Source organism: Janibacter sp. A1S7 (assembly GCF_037198315.1).
Lineage (GTDB): Bacteria > Actinomycetota > Actinomycetes > Actinomycetales > Dermatophilaceae > Janibacter > Janibacter alittae.
Genome location: NZ_CP144913.1, coordinates 167434 through 182896, shown reverse-complemented (window position 1 = coordinate 182896; position 15463 = coordinate 167434). Strand labels below are relative to the sequence as shown.

Here is a 15463-nt window from a genome sequence, read left to right as displayed (position 1 = left end):
CCTCCACCCACTGGGGTCGGGCAGCCGTTTCAGCCCCAGCGCCGGGCGAGCTCGGCGACGACGGTGAGGTTGCGATTGGTGGCTGCGCCCAGGTCCTTCTCGACGCGACCGGGGAGCTTCGCGGAGTGGTATGCCCCGCCCTCGGCGACCAGGAGGTGCACGGTGGCGCCGCGGACCACGGCGCTCTCCCCCTTCGCCTCCCGTGCGGTGAAGGCCGCGAGCGCCTCCGCGCTCGGCTCCTCCTTGAGGAAGGAGACGTAGTGCGCCCCGACGGCGAAGGGGGCCTGCCCCGCCACCTCCTCGGCATCGGCCACGACCCGGCCCAGCTCCGGGAGGGCGAGCACGATCGTGGGCACCTCGAAGCCTCGGTCTGCCACGAATGCCTCCTCGAGGGTGCGCGCCACCGCGGCGGACGAGCGCTGTCGGCTCGTCAGCAGCACGTTGCCGGTGTTGAGGTGCACCTGCACACCGGTGCCGACCGACTCGGCGACGCGCTGCAGGTCGGCCTTGGGGAACTTCCGCTTGGCGCCGAGGTTGATGGCGCGCAGGAAGGCGACGTAGGCGGGCATCTCAGCTGAGCTGCTCCCGCAGCTGACGCTTGAGGATCTTGCCGCTGGGGTTCTTCGGCAGCTCGGCGACGATCTCGATCCGCTTGGGCCGTTTGAAGGGCGCGAGCACCCCGGCGCAGTGCTCCTCGATCGCGGCGACCGTCAGCTCCGAGCCCTCCTTGGCGACGACGGTCGCGGTGACCGCCTCGACCCACTTCGGGTCGGGCAGCGCGAAGACCGCGACCTCGGCGACGTCCGGGTGGGCGTAGATCGCCTCCTCGACCTCGCGGGAGGCGACGTTCTCCCCACCGGACTTGATCATGTCCTTCTTGCGGTCGACGATCGTGATCCGGCCGTCCTCGTCCGCGATCGCCAGGTCCCCGGAGTGGAACCAGCCACCCCGGAAGGCTTCCGCGGTCTTCTCCCCGTCGCGCCAGTAGCCGGCGGCGATCTGCGGGCTGCGGTGGACGACCTCCCCGATCTCGCCGACAGGGACCTCGACGCCGTCGTCGTCGACGAGGCGGGTCTCGACGTTGAGCACCGGGAATCCGGCCGACCCCGCGTGGGTCAGCTGCTCGTGCGGCGGCAGGATCGTCGCGACCGGCGCCAGCTCGGTCTGGCCGTAGAAGTTCCACAGGTCCACGTCCGGCAGGCGCTGCTGGATCTCCCCCAGGACCTCCACCGGCATCGGCGAGGCGCCGTAGTAGCCCTTGCGCAGGCTCGACAGGTCGGTGGCGTCGAAGTCCGGGTGGCGCAGCAGCGAGATCCACACCGTCGGCGGCGCGAAGTACTTCGTCACCCGGTGCTCGGCGATCGTCGCGAGCACGGTCGCCGGGTCCGGCGCGGGCAGGATGATGCTCGTCGCGCCGAGCATCAGGTCCGGGCCGAGGAAGCAGTCCAGCTGGGCGCAGTGGTAGAGCGGCAGGGTGTGCAGGTCGATGTCGTCGCCGGTCATCCCGCCGTCGATGATCGCGCTGAGGTACTCGGCCTGCAGGGCGCGTGAGGTCAGCAGCGCGCCCTTGGGGCGGGACTCGGTGCCGGAGGTGTACATCAGGCGGATCGGGTCGTCGTCGGCGATGACCGGCGGGGTCCAGCCGGTCGGGTCGGTTGCGGCGAGGTCGGCGAAGGGGGCCCACTCCCCCTTCGCCTCCCCGGTGACGATGAGCGTGGGCACCGCCCGACCGCTCGCGGCGATGGCCTCGGTGGCGGTGTCCACGAACTCCGGCTGCGTGAGGAAGGCGACCGGCTCGCTGTGTCCGACGATGTAGCCGACTTCGTCGGCGGTGAGCATGAAGTTGATCGGCACGAGGATGACGCCGAGACGCGCGGCGCCCCAGGCGATGGCGGCGAAGTCCGCGGAGTTTCGGCTGAGCAGCGCCACGCGATCACCGGGGTTGATCCCGTGACCGGCCAGGCCGGCGGCGACGCGCGTGCACAGGTCGTCGAACTCGCGATAGCTCAGGCGGGTCTCCCCGTCGATGATCGCGGCCCTGTCCCGGAAGCGGGCTGCGCTGCGACGCAGCACCTCCCCCAGTCCGTTCGCGCGGGCGGTGGCCATCTGCGTCCTCGTCGACATGGCCGCAGTCTGCCCGGAGCAGTGTCCCTGCGAAAGGGCCAACGTGCACTGAAGGGACTCCGGCCTGCCGACCCCCCGAGAAATCCGGCCGGATTGCTGCCTGAGTCCTCTTTGTGCACACCCTCAGGCGGCGAAGGTCTGCCCCGTGAGCCGCTCGTAGGCCTCGACGTACTTCGCACGGGTCTGCTCGACGACGTCCTCCGGGAGCGAAGGGGGCGCCTCACCGGAGCCCTTGTCCCACCCGCTCGCGGGGGAGGTCAGCCAGTCGCGGACGAACTGCTTGTCGAAGCTCGGCTGCTGCCGACCCGGCTCCCACTGGTCGACCGGCCAGAAGCGTGAGGAGTCCGGCGTGAGCAGCTCGTCCGCCAGGACGATCTCGGCATCCGCCCCCCGGGAGCGGATCGCGGCACCCGGGTCCTCCCCGTCGCCCAGCTCGAGGCCGCGCAGGCCGAACTCGACCTTGGTGTCGGCGAGGATGATCCCGCGCTCGGTGGCGATCCCGTTGCCGCGCTGCAGGATCGCCACGGTGAGGTCGCGGGCGCGCTCGGCGAGCGCCTGGCCGACCTCGTCGACGACCCCGGCGAAGGGGATCGGCTCGTCGTGCTCGCCGGCGGGCGCCTTGGTGGACGGGGTGAAGATCGGTGCCGGCAGGCGGGACCCGTCGACGAGGCCCTCGGGCAGGTCGATCCCGCTGACCGCGCCGGTGGAGCGGTACTCGTTCAGGCCGCCGCCGGTGAGGTAGGCGCGGGCGACGCACTCCACGGGGAGCATGTCGAGGCGCTCGACGAGGACGGCCCGGCCGGCGACGGCACCGGGCACCTCGGTGGAGACGACGTGGTGCGGCACGAGGTCGGCAACCTGCTCGAACCACCACAACGACATCTGCGTCAGCACCGCGCCCTTGTCGGGGATCGGGGTGTCGAGCACGAAGTCGTAGGCCGACATCCGGTCGCTGGCGACCAGCAGCAGCTGGTCCTCCCGAGGCGTCCCGTCCTGCCCCAGCGGCGCGTACAGATCGCGCACCTTGCCCGAGTAGAGGTGGGCGTGGCCGGGCAGGTCGAGGGGAGCGTCACTCGTCATGGGGTCATCTTCGCAGGAGGTCCCCCTGAGTTCCTCGACGGGAGCGAGGAGCGACGCTCACCCGTCCCCCGTGTCGTCGCCGGGCCCGTCCTGCCGCTCACGCGCCTTCATCTCGGCCTCGAAGACGTGCCGCTTGCCCTCGGCGAGTTCCTCGCGTGCGGCGACCTCGGCCGCACGGAACGGCTCGTAGTAGGTGGCGTCGTACTCCTCGACCACCTCGTAGCTCCACCGGTCGGGGAGCACGTTGCGTCCCACGAGTGTCCGCCGGAGGTCGTCGGCCAGGTCGGTGTGGCCGGAGTTGTGCAGCAGGCTCACCGCCTCCCCGAGCGTCAGGTCGGCCCTCCCGCACCGTCGGTGGAAGGCGTAGAGGAGCCCCCGGGCCTCCTCGACCACCTCGAAGGCCTCCGACAGCTTGCCGAGCGCCTCGATCGTGCGGTCGTCGGCCGCCGATGGTCTGCGGTGTGCTTCGTCCATGCGGTTCCTTCTACCCGTTGGGCAGCCGCCGACGCGAGCCGTCCCGGCGGTGGCGGGTGCGTCGCTTCCGTCTGGTCTCCGTGGCCTCGCGGGTGGAGGTCGACACGCTGATGGCTCACCCGCGAGGCGGGGCACTCACCCACGAGCGCGGCTCAGGCGCGGATCTCGCCGCGTGAGGCCCGCAGGGCGATGTCGGTGCGATGGTGGCTGCCCGGGAAGTCGATCCGCTCGACGGCCTCGTAGGCACGCTCGCGCGCCTGACCGAGGTCGTCCCCGAGGGCGACGACCGAGAGCACGCGGCCACCGGAGGAGACGAGTTGTGGCACCTCGTCCTCGGGGTCGATCCGCGTCCCGGCGTGGAGCACGTGGACGTGCTCGGCCAGGTCGCTCGCGGCGAGCTCCTGCAGGCCGTCGATCTCGACCCCGGTGGCCGGCGACGCCGGGTAGCCCTCGGCGGCCAGCACGACGGTCACCGCGGACTCGGGGCGCCAGTGCAGCGGCCCGTGGTCGTCGAGCGCCCCGTCCGCGGCGGCGGCGAGGAGCACGCCGAGCGGCGAGTCGAGGCGGGCGAGGACTGCCTGCGTCTCCGGGTCGCCGAAGCGCACGTTGAACTCGATGACCCGCGGGCCGCGGGAGGTCAGGGCGAGGCCGACGTACAGCACCCCGACGAAGGGGGTCCCCCGCCGGGCCATCTCGTCGACCACTGGCTGCGCGACCCGGGCGACGACATCGTCGACGAGCCCCTCCGGGGCCCAGGCCAGCGGGCTGTAGGCGCCCATGCCCCCGGTGTTCGGCCCCTCGTCGCCGTCGAAGATGCGCTTGAAGTCCTGCGCGAGGTCCAGCGCGACCACCCGCTGACCGTCACAGATGCAGAAGAGGCTCGCCTCGGGCCCGTCGAGGTATTCCTCGATGACCACGGTGGCGTCGCCCCCCTTCGTCATGCAGCTCGTGCCGTGCTCCACGGCGACCTCACGGTCATCGGTGACCACGACCCCCTTGCCGGCGGCGAGACCGTCGTCCTTGACGACGTGGGGCGCTCCGAACGCGTCGAGGGCCTCGGCCAGCTCGTCCTGGGTCGTGCACACCCGCGCGAGGCCGGTGGGTACGCCGGCGGCGGCCATGACCTCCTTGGCGTAGGCCTTGCTGCCCTCGAGGCGAGCGGCGGCAGCGCTCGGCCCGAAACAGCGGATCCCGCTCTCGCGCAAGGCATCGGCGACCCCGGCGACGAGCGGGGCCTCGGGTCCGATGACGACGAGGTCGACGGTGTGTCGCCGGGCCAGCTCCACGACTGCCTCGGGGTCGTCGGCGTCGACCGGCTCGTTGAGCGCGAGCACGTCGGTACCGGGGTTGCCGGGGGCGGCGATGACGGCATCCACGGTGGGGTCGTGGGTCAGGGCACGCACCAGGGCGTGCTCGCGGGCGCCGGAGCCGATGACGAGAACCTTCACGGGGGTGAGCCTACGAGACCCGGGGTCCCGGCGGTCGCGGGTCTCGCGGGCACTGCGGGCAGTGGGCCGAGCGGCCACGGAGACACAGGTGGGGCGCAGCTCGCGGCAGGCAGGGGGGTCTGTCGCGTGCTGCGCCCCGAGGTCGCCGGTCCGGACATCAGGGGGGGGACACCGACCGCGCGACCATCGGCCGTGGCCGACTGATCGATACTGGCATCTGGATGAAGGTGAAATCAAGCGCTGCCGTCCGTGTCGAACAGGAACACGTCGAATCGTGTCCGCGCGGCCCGGCCCGTGCCGGGGGGACCGCGTCCTCGGCACCCCACCCCGGCAACTAGACTCTCTCCTTCTGCCCGAGTTGGAGGGGAGCAGGACTCCACCGTGACCGACACCCATGTCGACGCCGTCGCTGCCGAGATCGCCATCGAGCAGCAGCACCTCGACCGCGTGAACACCGAACTGGCCAAGGCCGGCGAAAGAGCCGAGCTCGTCGCCGTGGACGGCCTCTCCCGGGGCCGCACCTCGCGTACCGGCGACGTGCGGGACGAGGAGATGTCCGGGCTCTTCGAGCGCGATGCACTGGTCTACAACGCCGCTCGTCGTCAGGCGCACCTCGAGCGCCAGCACGAGGGCCTCGTCTTCGGCCGCCTCGACCTGGAGGATGCTGACGACGAGCGAGAGATCCGCTACATCGGCCGCCTCGGTGTGCGCGACGACGACTACGAGCCGCTCGTCATCGACTGGCGTGCCCCGGCCGCGTCACCCTTCTACCGTGCGACCCCCGGCAACAACCTGGGCGTCATCCGCCGCCGCGTGCTGCGCAGCCGCGGTGAGGAGGTCATCGGCGTCGAGGACGACCTCATGGTGCCCGAGGCACCGGACGACATGGTCGTCGTCGGCGACGGCGCGCTGCTGGCGGCACTGACCCGCAGCCGCGGGCAGCAGATGCGCGACATCGTCGCGACCATCCAGGCCCACCAGGACGAGGCCATCCGGGCGACCGACCGCGGCATCACCGAGATCACCGGCGGCCCCGGCACGGGCAAGACCGTCGTGGCCCTGCACCGCGCCGCCTTCCTGCTCTACGCCAACCGTCGGCGCTACGAGTCCGGCGGCATCCTCGTCATCGGCCCGTCCTCGGCCTACACGGCCTACATCGAGCGGGTCCTCCCCTCGCTCGGCGAGGACTCGGTGACCCTGCGCTCGCTCGGCGACGTCGTCGACGTCATCACCGCGGTGCGGCACGACCCACCCGAGGTCGCCGCGCTCAAGGGATCGCTGCAGATGCGCACCGTGCTCAAGCGGTTGGCGGCGATGGCCGTCCCCGACGCCCCGACGAGCCTGCGCGTCATGGTCGACGGGCAGGCGGTCCACCTCGACGAGGAGACGCTGGCCGACATCCGTCGCCGGGCGCTGCGCGACCGCACCCGCAACCAGGCGACCAATGCGGTACGCGAGCTGCTCGCCGACGCCGCCTGGCGCCAGGTGCGTGAGGGCGAGCGCGAGGACTTCCTCGAGGCCTTCGACAGCTCGATGGCCGTCGACACCTTCCTCGGTCAGTGGTGGCCGCAGATCGACCCGCGCGAGGCCCTGCTGTGGCTCGAGGACACCGAGCTGGCCTATGACGTCTGCCGGTCCGTGCTCAGCCAGGGCGATGCCGCCGCGCTGGCGCACGCCACCCGCGAGGCGCTCGAGCTGGGCACCTGGACCGTCGCCGACGTCGCCCTGATCGACGAGCTGTCGGTCCGGCTGGGCCCGATCGAGCGCGAGGCCCCCGAGGAGCGCTCCTTCTTCGAGGTCGAGGAGATGGACGGGGTCGAGGAGCTGCGGGCCATGGGATCGGCGATCAGGGAACCACTCGTCGAGCACCACCTCAGCCCGACCAGCGCCCGCGAGCGCCTGCTGCACGACACGATCGGCCCGGCGGAGGAGTACGCACACGTGCTCGTCGACGAGGCCCAGGACCTCTCGCCGATGCAGTGGCGGATGATCGGGCGCCGCGGTCGTCGGGCGTCGTGGACCGTCGTCGGCGACGTCGCCCAGGCATCCTGGCAGGACGCCGCCGAGGCCGACCGCGCCCGGCTGGAGGCCTACGGCACCCAGCAACGGCAGTCCTTCCACATGACGACGAACTACCGCAACGCACAGGAGATCTTCGACTACGCACGTGCCGTGATCCTCCCGGCCGTCCCTGATGCGGACATCCCCGACGCCGTCCGCGAGACCGGGGTGCAGCCGATCGAGGTGACCTTCGCAGACGCGTTGGAGACCACACGCCCCGGCGTCGGCACGGTTGCCGAGCAGGCGCTGACCGACCTCGCCCGGGAGGTCGAGGGCTCGATCGCGGTCATCACCCCGCAGCGGCACGCGAAGGCCGTCGCGGATCTCGCCGACGGTTACGAGGGGCGGGTCACGGTCATCGACCCGCTGTCGACGAAGGGCCTGGAGTGGGACGGCACGCTCGTCGTCGACCCCGACGCGATCGTCGACGAGTCGCCCGGTGGCGCACGCATCCTCTACGTCGTGCTCACCCGTGCCGCCCACCGCATGACGGTGCTGCGCCCGGCCGACTGAGGGCCGGCTCCCGGACGGCCCCCGGAACAACGCGCTCCGGGGGCCGTCCTGTCGGGAGGGTCGGTCAGCCGCTCTTGCGGCGGAACATCTGCTGGGCGCCGCTGGTCTCGGCGTCGTGTGCGCCGCCGACCTTGCCACGGGCGCCGTGGGGCGAGACATCTGCCCCGCCGTGCGACTGCTTCTTCTCCAGCGCCTCCCGGAACTTCGCCTTCATGTCCTCGGGTGCGCTCTCGTGCGTGCCCATGGGACCTCCCTTCGTCGCCGGTCGGCACCGCTGCTGCGCTGCCTGCACCCACCATGGCAGGGCGAAGGGGGGCCGGCAACGGATTTTCCCGCGGTCACCCTCCCCCTTCGCCCGGTCGATGCGGCACCGCGCGCCCCGGCACGCAAGGAGACATCGACCCGTGGTCGAGGGCGTTCGTCAGGTGTCGAGGAGACGGTGGCGCTGGATGATCTCGTCGCGTCCGGGGCCGACACCGATGGCCGAGACCCGGGCACCGATGAGCTCCTCGGCCCGCAGGACGTACGCCTGCGCGTTGGCCGGCAGCTCCTCGAAGGTCCGGCAGCCGGTGATGTCCTCCGACCAGCCGTCGAGGTTCTCGTAGATCGGGCGCGCGTGGTGCACATCGGACTGGTTGACGGGCATCTGCTCGACCCGCTCGCCGTCGATCTCGTAGGCGACGCAGATCGGCACGCGCTCCAGCCCGGTGAGCACGTCGAGCTTGGTGATGACGAAGTCGGTGACCCCGTTGATGCGGGTCGCGTAGCGCCCGACGACGGCGTCGAGCCAGCCGGTGCGACGCGGGCGACCGGTCGTCGTGCCGTACTCGTGCCCCGTCGAGCGCAGGAACTCCCCGTCGTCATCGAAGAGCTCGGTCGGGAAAGGGCCCTCGCCCACACGGGTGGAGTAGGCCTTGAGGATCGCGATGACCCGGCTGACCCGGGTCGGCGGGATGCCGGAGCCGGTGCATGCGCCGCCGGCGGTGGCCGAGGACGAGGTGACGAAGGGGTAGGTGCCGTGGTCGACGTCCAGCAGTGTCGCCTGGCCCGCCTCGAGCAGGACGTTCTGGCCCGCGTCGAGCGCCTGCTCCAGTTCGAGGCTGGTGTCGACCACCATCGGACGCAGCCGGTCGGCGTAGGAGAGCAGCTCCTCGACGACGGCGTCCACATCGGCGGCCCGGGTGTTGTAGATCTTGACCATCACCTGGTTCTTCAGGGAGAGCGCGGCCTCGACCTTCTGCCGCAAGATCCCCTCGTCGAAGATGTCCTGCACCCGGATGCCGACGCGGTTCATCTTGTCGGCGTAGGTCGGGCCGATACCGCGGCCGGTCGTCCCGATCTTGCGCTTGCCCAGGAATCGCTCGGTGACCTTGTCCAGGGTGCGGTTGTACGGCGGGATGAGGTGTGCGTTGGCGCTGAGGCGCAACTTCGAGACGTCGACCCCGCGGGCCTGGAGACCCTCCAACTCCTCGAAGAGGACCTCCAGGTCGACGACGACGCCGTTGCCGATGACCGGGATGACGGTTGGGGTGAGGATGCCGGAGGGCAGCAGGTGGAGCGCATACTTCTCACCGTCGATGACGACCGTGTGCCCGGCGTTGTTGCCACCGTTGAACTTCACGACGTAGTCGACGTCGCTGCCCATCAGGTCGGTGGCCTTGCCCTTGCCCTCGTCGCCCCACTGGGCCCCGATCAGCACGATCGCCGGCATCGGTCCTCCTCGCCCACCCTCACGAGCGGGACTCGACAACACTGAGCCGCGGGCACCCCCGCGGCTGCTGACCGGGACAGTCTACCGACCGGAGGTCACAACCGGCCGTCGCGCTCGAGGGCGGCGCCCAGCTGGAAGCGGGTGTCCACCCCGTACTGGTCCATCAGCCTCGCCACCCGACGGCGCACGGTGCGCAGCCCCACGTGCAGGGTGCGGGCGATCATCTCGTCCTTCGTCCCGAGGGCGAGCATCCGCACCAGTGCCTCGTCGGAGCGCCAGGCAGGGGTCTTGATCTCCGGCGCCCGGCTCCACAGCAGGTCGAACCACGCGGCGAAGCAGGCCACCAGGGCCGGGTTGCGGATGAAGACGTACGGCGAGTGCGGGTCGCCCCAGACGGAGAGCGTGACCAGGGCCTCCTCGCCGAGGACGAGGAACTCGGTCCCCAGCTGGTCGGTGACCCGTTGCTGCTGGCCGGCCTCCCGACTGGCCGCGAGCTGGCTGCGCCCGAGGTCGGCCTCGAGCACGGAGGGATGCACCAGCGTGCGTTGCCGCTGCCCCGCGGCGGCGCGGGTGAGCTCGTTGCGGGCGTTGACGTGCTCGGTGCCCGCACCGACATCGATCGACAGCATGACGTTGTCGACCCGGTCGACCCCTCCTGCGACGCGATCGATCATCGGGGCGGCCACCTCGTGGGTGAGCACCTGCACGCCCGGGTCGTCACCGATGTCGATGTTGTGCATGCGGGCCCGCAAGGTCATCAGTGCGTCACCGATGTCGGCCAGTCGACCACGCGCCTCGTCCACCCGGGCCGCATCCTCGGCGAGGTACGCCTCCAGCCGCCGCAGCGGCTCGTCGGAGTCGGACGTGGGGGACATGATCGGCAGGATAGTGCCACTGGCCGTTAGGTGCCGCTGCTCGAGGGTGACGTACGGCATAATGGTGTCTGCGCGGGGGCGCCGACGACGGTTACAGGGGGCTGTCACGGCGCCCCCCAACACTCTCCGGACGGGGGACGCCGGACCGATGGCGAAGGGCGTCACGACCACCACGGTCGTGACGCCCTTCGTCGTGGTGTCGGGGTGAGACCGAGGACGGACGCACCCCGACCAGCGGGTCGGATCGCTACCCGAGCAGCTGCTGGGCGGCCTCGGGCGAGGAGTCGACGAGGAAGGTGCGACAGCGCTGCTCCTCCTCGGTCTCCTCGATCTCACCGGCCGCCTGGGAGAGGGCCCCCAGCGCCCTGAGGAAACCGCGATTGGGCTCGTGCGACCACGGCACCGGCCCCTGCCCCTTCCAGCCGGCGCGGCGCAGGGAGTCCAGCCCGCGGTGGTAGCCGGTGCGGGCGTAGGCGTAGCCCTCGATGCTCCGGCCGCCATCGAGCGCCCTCTCGGCGAGGACCGCCCACGGCAGGGAGGACGAAGGCAGGTCCGCCGCCACGCTCGCGGGGTCCTCCCCGGCGTCGATCCGGGCGGCCGCGGGGTCCTCGGGGAGCATGGTCTCGGGGATGCTCAGCAGGTTGTCCATCAGGCCTTCACCGACGTCCCGGCCGAGCGCAGGTTCTCGCAGGCCTCGACGACACGGGCCGCCATCGACGCCTCGGCCTCCTTGCCCCAGGCCCGTGGGTCGTACTTCTTCTTGTTGCCGACCTCGCCGTCGATCTTCAGCACGCCGGTGTAGTTCTCCAGCATCCAGCCCGCGACCGGGCGGGTGAAGGCGTACTGGGTGTCGGTGTCGACGTTCATCTTCACCACGCCGTAGTCGACCGCATCGGAGATCTCCTGCGGGCTCGAGCCCGAGCCTCCGTGGAAGACGAGGTCGAGCGGGCGCTCACCCTTGTCCGTGCCGTACTTCTCGGTGACGGCGTCCTGGCACTGCTTGAGGATCTCCGGGCGCAGCTTGACGTTGCCCGGCTTGTACACGCCGTGCACGTTGCCGAAGGTCAGCGCGGCCATGTACCGGCCCTTCTCGCCGAGGCCGAGCGCCTCGACCATGTCGAGGGTGTCGCCGGGGGTGGTGTAGAGCTTGTCGTTGATGTCGTGGGCGACACCGTCCTCCTCGCCGCCGACGACGCCGATCTCGACCTCGAGGATGATGTCGGCTGCAGCAGCGAGCTCGAGCAGCTCCTGGGCGATGGAGAGGTTCTCGTGCAGCTCGACCGCCGAGCCGTCCCACATGTGCGACTGGAAGATCGGCAGCCCCGTGGCGTCCCGACGCTCCTTGCTCGCCGCGATGAGCGGACGCACGAAGCCATCGAGCTTGTCCTTGGGGCAGTGGTCGGTGTGCAGCGCGATGTTGACGTCGTAGTTCTTGGCGACCTCGTGCGCGTACGCGGCGAGGGCGAGCGAGCCGGTGACCATGTCCTTGATCGTCGGCCCGGACAGGTACTCGCCACCGCCGGTCGAGACCTGCACGATGCCGTCGCTCCCGGCCTCGGCGAAACCGCGGATGGCGGCGTTGAGCGTCTGGCTCGAGGTCACGTTGATCGCGGGATAGGCGAAGGAGCCGGCCTTCGCTCGATCGAGCATGTCGCGATAGACGTCGGGAGTAGCGATGGGCATGACAGCCTCCTGGCGTGCTGGGGTGGTCTTGGTCATGATCCTCCCAGATCATCGGCGGCCCGGGGGATGTGGCCGGAACCTACGCGCGGGTACGACGTCGGTCCCGCAGCGGCGGCCGTGGCCGGACCACCCGGCCTCGACCGGGAGGGCCACCGTCGGCCGGGACGCCATGCGGCCCGAGCCGGTGCGCCCGACCGTGCGCTGGCTTCGCGACCGGTTGCGGCGGCCGGCTCAGCCCCGCGCGTCCTGCCAGTCGATGATCCGCTCCAGGGCTTCACCGATCGCCTCGGGCCCGGCTGCGAGCGACAGACGCACGCAGCGCGGGCCGTCGACCGGGTCGAAGTCGGCGCCCGGAGTGACCGCTACCCCCGTCGCCTCCAGGAGCGCGGCTGCGTACTCACGGGCATCGGCGAAGCCCGCGAGCTGCTCCCCCAGATCCGCCCAGTAGTAGAACGCACCGTCGGCGGGTGCCGCGTCGCCCCAGCCCAGCTCGGGCGCCCGGGCCAGCAGCACCTCACGCGCCTTCGCGAAGTCGACGAGGGCCGCCTCGCACTCCGCGTAGGTCTCGTCGGCGAAGGCCTCGACCGCCGCCTCCTGCGCCGCGGCCGGCGGGCACAGCGCGATGTTGCCGGCGAGCGCACCGACCGCCGCGCGCAGGTCCTGCGGCACGAGCAACCAGCCCAGGCGCCACCCGGTCATCCCCCAGTACTTGCTGAAGGAGGAGACGACGATGGCGTGCTCGTCGACCTCACGGGCGCAGACCCCGTCCGCGTCCGGGCTGTCAGGATCGGCGTAGGTGACCCCGTGGTAGATCTCGTCACTGACGAGGCGAACGCCGTGCGCGCTGCACCAGGCGGCGATCGCCGTGAGCTCGCCACGGTCGACCATCGTGCCGGTGGGGTTGGCCGGGGAGGCGAGGATGAGCCCGGCCAGGGGCGCCTCGGCGTGGGCGGCCTCGAGCTGGGCGACGGTCGGCTGGTATCGCTCGACCGGCCCGGTCGGCAGGTCGACGACCTCGCAGCCCAGGGCGGCGAGGATGTTGCGGTAGGCGGGGTAGCCGGGGCGGGCCAGCGCGACACGGTCCCCGTGGTCGAAGGCGGCGAGGAAGGCGAGCACGAACCCGCCGGAGGAGCCGGTCGTCACCGCGACCTCGGTCGGGTCGAGGTCGAGGCCGTACCAGCCGGCGTAGTGCCCGGCGATGGCCGAGCGAAGGGCGGCGGTCCCCAACGCGGGCGTGTAGCCGAGCGCCCGGCGCTCGGTGTGGACCCGGGCCGCGGCGGCGTGCACGGCGGCCGGAGCGCCTTGGCTCGGTTCACCCGCGCACAACGAGATGACGTCACGCCCCTCGGCGCGCATGGCCGCCACGCGGGCGAGGACATCCATGACCTCGAAGGGGGCGACCTCGGAACGATGGGATGGTGCAGGGCTCATGGCTCGATCGTGGCAGTCCGGCTCAGCTGATCGGTCAGTGCCCCGCCGCGAGCGCGCCGGCGAAGCCGAGCATCACCGCACCGGTCCCGCCGTCGACACCGCGTCGCACTCGGGCCCGCTGCAGGGCTCCCCGGGCGGCCCCGGCGGCCAGGACGATGGCCAGCAGCACGACTGCGCCGAGCGCGGTGAGGGTCAGCGCGTAGGCGATGAAGGTGACCGTCCCCGCCCCGGCGGACAGGAACTGGGGCAGGACGGCAAGGTTGAACAGCAGCACCTTGGGGTTGGTGATGTTGCACAGGAACCCGGCCGCCAAGGCGCGCCACGGGCGTTGCACGGGCCCGCTCAACTCGCCCACGGCCCACGCGCCGTCACGGGCCAGCGACGAGCGGATGGCCGTCACCCCGAGGTAGACCAGGTAGGCCACCCCGACCCACCGGATCACCTGGAAGAGGGGCTCGACGTGCACGACGACCGCGCTCAGACCGGCAGCAGCGAGCACACCCTGCCCGACACCGGCGGCACAGATGCCCAGCGCCGTCCACGTGCCGCGCACCCGCCCGCCGACGACCGAGCTGCGCAGGGTCAGCAGGGTGTCGGGCCCGGGCGCGACGGCCACGACCGCCGCGAAGGCGACGAAGGTCAGGTACTGGCTCACCCACCGATGATAGGGGCCGGACACCGACCGAGGAATACCGCTAGACGCCCTGCCCGAAGTGGTGTCGCCGCACCCAGGCGTGCATCGCGATCGCGGCGGCGGCACCGGCGTTCATCGATCGGGTGGAGCCGAACTGGCTGATCTCGAGGACGTCGTCGCAGGCCGCGAGCATCTCCGGGGAGATCCCGGGCCCCTCCTGCCCGAAGACGAGGACGCACTCGCGCGGCAGGTCGTGGGTCTCGATCGGCAGCGAGCCGGGGACGTTGTCGATGCCGATGAGGCGAAGGGGGGTCCCCCCTTCGCCCGCCGTCCTCGCCCAGTCCACGAGGTCCGGGACGGACCGGTGGTGGTGCTCGACCTGGTAGCGGTCGGTGACCATCGCGCCGCGGCGGTTCCACCGCCGCTTGCCGACGACGTGGAAGGCCGCGGCGCCCATCGCGTTGGCGGTGCGCACGACGGAACCGATGTTGAAGTCGTGCTCCCAGTTCTCGATCGCGACGTGGAAGGAATGGCGTCGGGAGGCGAGGTCGGCGGTGATCGCCTCGTGCGAGAAGTAGCGGTACCGGTCCTCGACGTTGCGCCGGTCGCCCTCGCGCAGCAGGTCCGGGTCGAGCCGGGGGTCGTCCGGCCACGGCCCCGACCACGGGCCGACGCCGTGGCGCACAGGCGGCGGTGAGGGGGCCCCCGTAGCCTTGTCCTGATCATCCGGGGTGCCCACGAGCCACCACCGTAGACGCCACCGCCCCAGAAAGGCCTCATGAACACGATCGTCGAGTGGGTCCTCGACCTGATGGAGCGGATCGGGGGCCCCGGCATCGCGCTGGGGATCCTGCTGGAGAACATCTTCCCGCCGATCCCCAGCGAGGTGATCCTCCCGCTGGCCGGCTTCACCGCCTCGCAGGGACGGTACTCACCGGTCGAGGCCGTCCTGTGGGCGACGCTCGGCTCGGTCCTCGGCGCGGTCCTGCTCTACGGCATCGGCGCCGCCCTCGGCCTGGACCGACTGCGCCTGATCGCGAAGACCATGCCGCTCGTCGACGTCGCGGACGTGGACAAGGCCGACGCGTGGTTCACCAGGCACGGGTCCAAGGCGGTCTTCTTCGGGCGCTTCATCCCCGGGGTCCGCAGCCTGATCTCCATCCCCGCGGGCATCGACCGCATGCGGGTGAGCACCTTCATCGGTTTCACGACGGCGGGGTCGCTGCTGTGGAACTCGCTCTTCGTCTGGATCGGCTACCAGCTCGGGGGGCGGTACCACCTCGTCGAGCAGTACATGGACCCGATCAGCAAGGTCGTCTACGTCCTGATCATCATCGCCGTGCTGGCGACCGTCGCCTGGATGGCCCGCCGTGCGATGCGTCGTCGGCGGGACCCGGACGACTTCGTCGACCTCGAGACGGACTGAATC

Annotated in this window: 15 protein-coding genes; 2 read left to right on the top strand and 13 right to left on the bottom strand. The window is 71.4% G+C overall.

Translation table 11 applies throughout. The features are described from left to right. Positions 1 to 29: 29 nt before the first annotated feature. The 5 genes from V1351_RS00875 to purD all read right to left on the bottom strand — a co-directional run bounded on the left by V1351_RS00875 (position 30) and on the right by purD (position 5126). Positions 30 to 569 (bottom strand): DUF1697 domain-containing protein, encoded by a 540-nt coding sequence (locus tag V1351_RS00875; protein WP_338749819.1) that lies wholly within the window; start codon positions 567 to 569, stop codon positions 30 to 32. Position 570: 1 nt separating this feature from the next. After that, on the bottom strand, positions 571 to 2124 hold the full coding sequence (locus V1351_RS00870; RefSeq protein ID WP_338749817.1) for a fatty acyl-CoA synthetase: 1554 nt from the start codon (positions 2122 to 2124) through the stop codon (positions 571 to 573). Between the two features lie 123 nt (positions 2125 to 2247). Next, positions 2248 to 3204, bottom strand: a complete 957-nt coding sequence (locus V1351_RS00865) for a phosphoribosylaminoimidazolesuccinocarboxamide synthase (protein ID WP_338749815.1) — start codon at positions 3202 to 3204, stop codon at positions 2248 to 2250. A gap of 57 nt (positions 3205 to 3261) precedes the next feature. After that, a complete protein-coding gene (locus V1351_RS00860) occupies positions 3262 to 3678 on the bottom strand; it encodes a hypothetical protein (RefSeq protein ID WP_338749813.1) in 417 nt (138 codons plus the stop codon). 152 nt (positions 3679 to 3830) lie between these two features. Beyond that, entirely contained in the window at positions 3831 to 5126 is a 1296-nt protein-coding gene (purD, locus tag V1351_RS00855; protein WP_338749811.1) for a phosphoribosylamine--glycine ligase, read from the bottom strand. Between the two features lie 381 nt (positions 5127 to 5507). On the opposite strand from purD, the gene V1351_RS00850 reads away from it, so the two are divergent. After that, positions 5508 to 7700: a HelD family protein gene (locus tag V1351_RS00850; RefSeq protein ID WP_338749809.1), complete on the top strand. Its 2193-nt coding sequence runs from the start codon at positions 5508 to 5510 to the stop codon at positions 7698 to 7700. Positions 7701 to 7764: 64 nt separating this feature from the next. Here V1351_RS00850 and V1351_RS00845 read toward each other — a convergent pair whose 3' ends face one another. From V1351_RS00845 to V1351_RS00810, 8 genes are all read right to left on the bottom strand, one after another. Beyond that, complete coding sequence (locus V1351_RS00845) at positions 7765 to 7944, bottom strand: DUF5302 domain-containing protein (protein WP_185990885.1); 180 nt, start codon at positions 7942 to 7944, stop codon at positions 7765 to 7767. A gap of 177 nt (positions 7945 to 8121) precedes the next feature. Next, complete coding sequence (locus V1351_RS00840; RefSeq protein ID WP_338749805.1) at positions 8122 to 9411, bottom strand: adenylosuccinate synthase; 1290 nt, start codon at positions 9409 to 9411, stop codon at positions 8122 to 8124. Positions 9412 to 9506: 95 nt separating this feature from the next. Further along, positions 9507 to 10286 (bottom strand): helix-turn-helix transcriptional regulator, encoded by a 780-nt coding sequence (locus V1351_RS00835; protein WP_338749803.1) that lies wholly within the window; start codon positions 10284 to 10286, stop codon positions 9507 to 9509. Positions 10287 to 10533: 247 nt separating this feature from the next. Next, complete coding sequence (locus V1351_RS00830; protein ID WP_422389013.1) at positions 10534 to 10938, bottom strand: DUF3151 domain-containing protein; 405 nt, start codon at positions 10936 to 10938, stop codon at positions 10534 to 10536. Next, positions 10935 to 11969, bottom strand: coding sequence for a class II fructose-bisphosphate aldolase (gene fbaA / locus V1351_RS00825; RefSeq protein ID WP_338749799.1), 1035 nt, complete (start codon positions 11967 to 11969; stop codon positions 10935 to 10937). The genes V1351_RS00830 and fbaA overlap by 4 nt, the downstream gene beginning before the upstream one ends. Before the next feature lie 231 nt (positions 11970 to 12200). Next, a complete protein-coding gene (locus V1351_RS00820; protein ID WP_338749797.1) occupies positions 12201 to 13400 on the bottom strand; it encodes a pyridoxal phosphate-dependent aminotransferase in 1200 nt (399 codons plus the stop codon). A gap of 34 nt (positions 13401 to 13434) precedes the next feature. After that, positions 13435 to 14055, bottom strand: a complete 621-nt coding sequence (locus tag V1351_RS00815) for a LysE family translocator (protein WP_338749795.1) — start codon at positions 14053 to 14055, stop codon at positions 13435 to 13437. 40 nt (positions 14056 to 14095) lie between these two features. Then, positions 14096 to 14719 carry a TrmH family RNA methyltransferase gene (locus V1351_RS00810; protein ID WP_338752422.1) on the bottom strand — a complete coding sequence of 208 codons (624 nt, stop codon included), beginning with the start codon at positions 14717 to 14719 and terminating at the stop codon, positions 14096 to 14098. Between the two features lie 93 nt (positions 14720 to 14812). Here V1351_RS00810 and V1351_RS00805 point away from each other — a divergent pair, with 93 nt between their 5' ends. Further along, entirely contained in the window at positions 14813 to 15460 is a 648-nt protein-coding gene (locus V1351_RS00805; protein WP_338749793.1) for a DedA family protein, read from the top strand. Positions 15461 to 15463 lie beyond the last annotated feature (3 nt).

Coding starts and splice junctions, on each gene's coding strand:
- V1351_RS00875 (WP_338749819.1), bottom strand. CDS start 569: ATGCCCGCCTACGTCGCCTTCCTGCGCGCCATCAACCTCGGCGCCAAG.
- V1351_RS00870 (WP_338749817.1), bottom strand. CDS start 2,124: ATGTCGACGAGGACGCAGATGGCCACCGCCCGCGCGAACGGACTGGGG.
- V1351_RS00865 (WP_338749815.1), bottom strand. CDS start 3,204: ATGACGAGTGACGCTCCCCTCGACCTGCCCGGCCACGCCCACCTCTAC.
- V1351_RS00860 (WP_338749813.1), bottom strand. CDS start 3,678: ATGGACGAAGCACACCGCAGACCATCGGCGGCCGACGACCGCACGATC.
- V1351_RS00845 (WP_185990885.1), bottom strand. CDS start 7,944: ATGGGCACGCACGAGAGCGCACCCGAGGACATGAAGGCGAAGTTCCGG.
- V1351_RS00840 (WP_338749805.1), bottom strand. CDS start 9,411: ATGCCGGCGATCGTGCTGATCGGGGCCCAGTGGGGCGACGAGGGCAAG.
- V1351_RS00835 (WP_338749803.1), bottom strand. CDS start 10,286: ATGTCCCCCACGTCCGACTCCGACGAGCCGCTGCGGCGGCTGGAGGCG.
- fbaA (WP_338749799.1), bottom strand. CDS start 11,969: ATGCCCATCGCTACTCCCGACGTCTATCGCGACATGCTCGATCGAGCG.
- V1351_RS00820 (WP_338749797.1), bottom strand. CDS start 13,400: ATGAGCCCTGCACCATCCCATCGTTCCGAGGTCGCCCCCTTCGAGGTC.
- V1351_RS00805 (WP_338749793.1), top strand. CDS start 14,813: ATGAACACGATCGTCGAGTGGGTCCTCGACCTGATGGAGCGGATCGGG.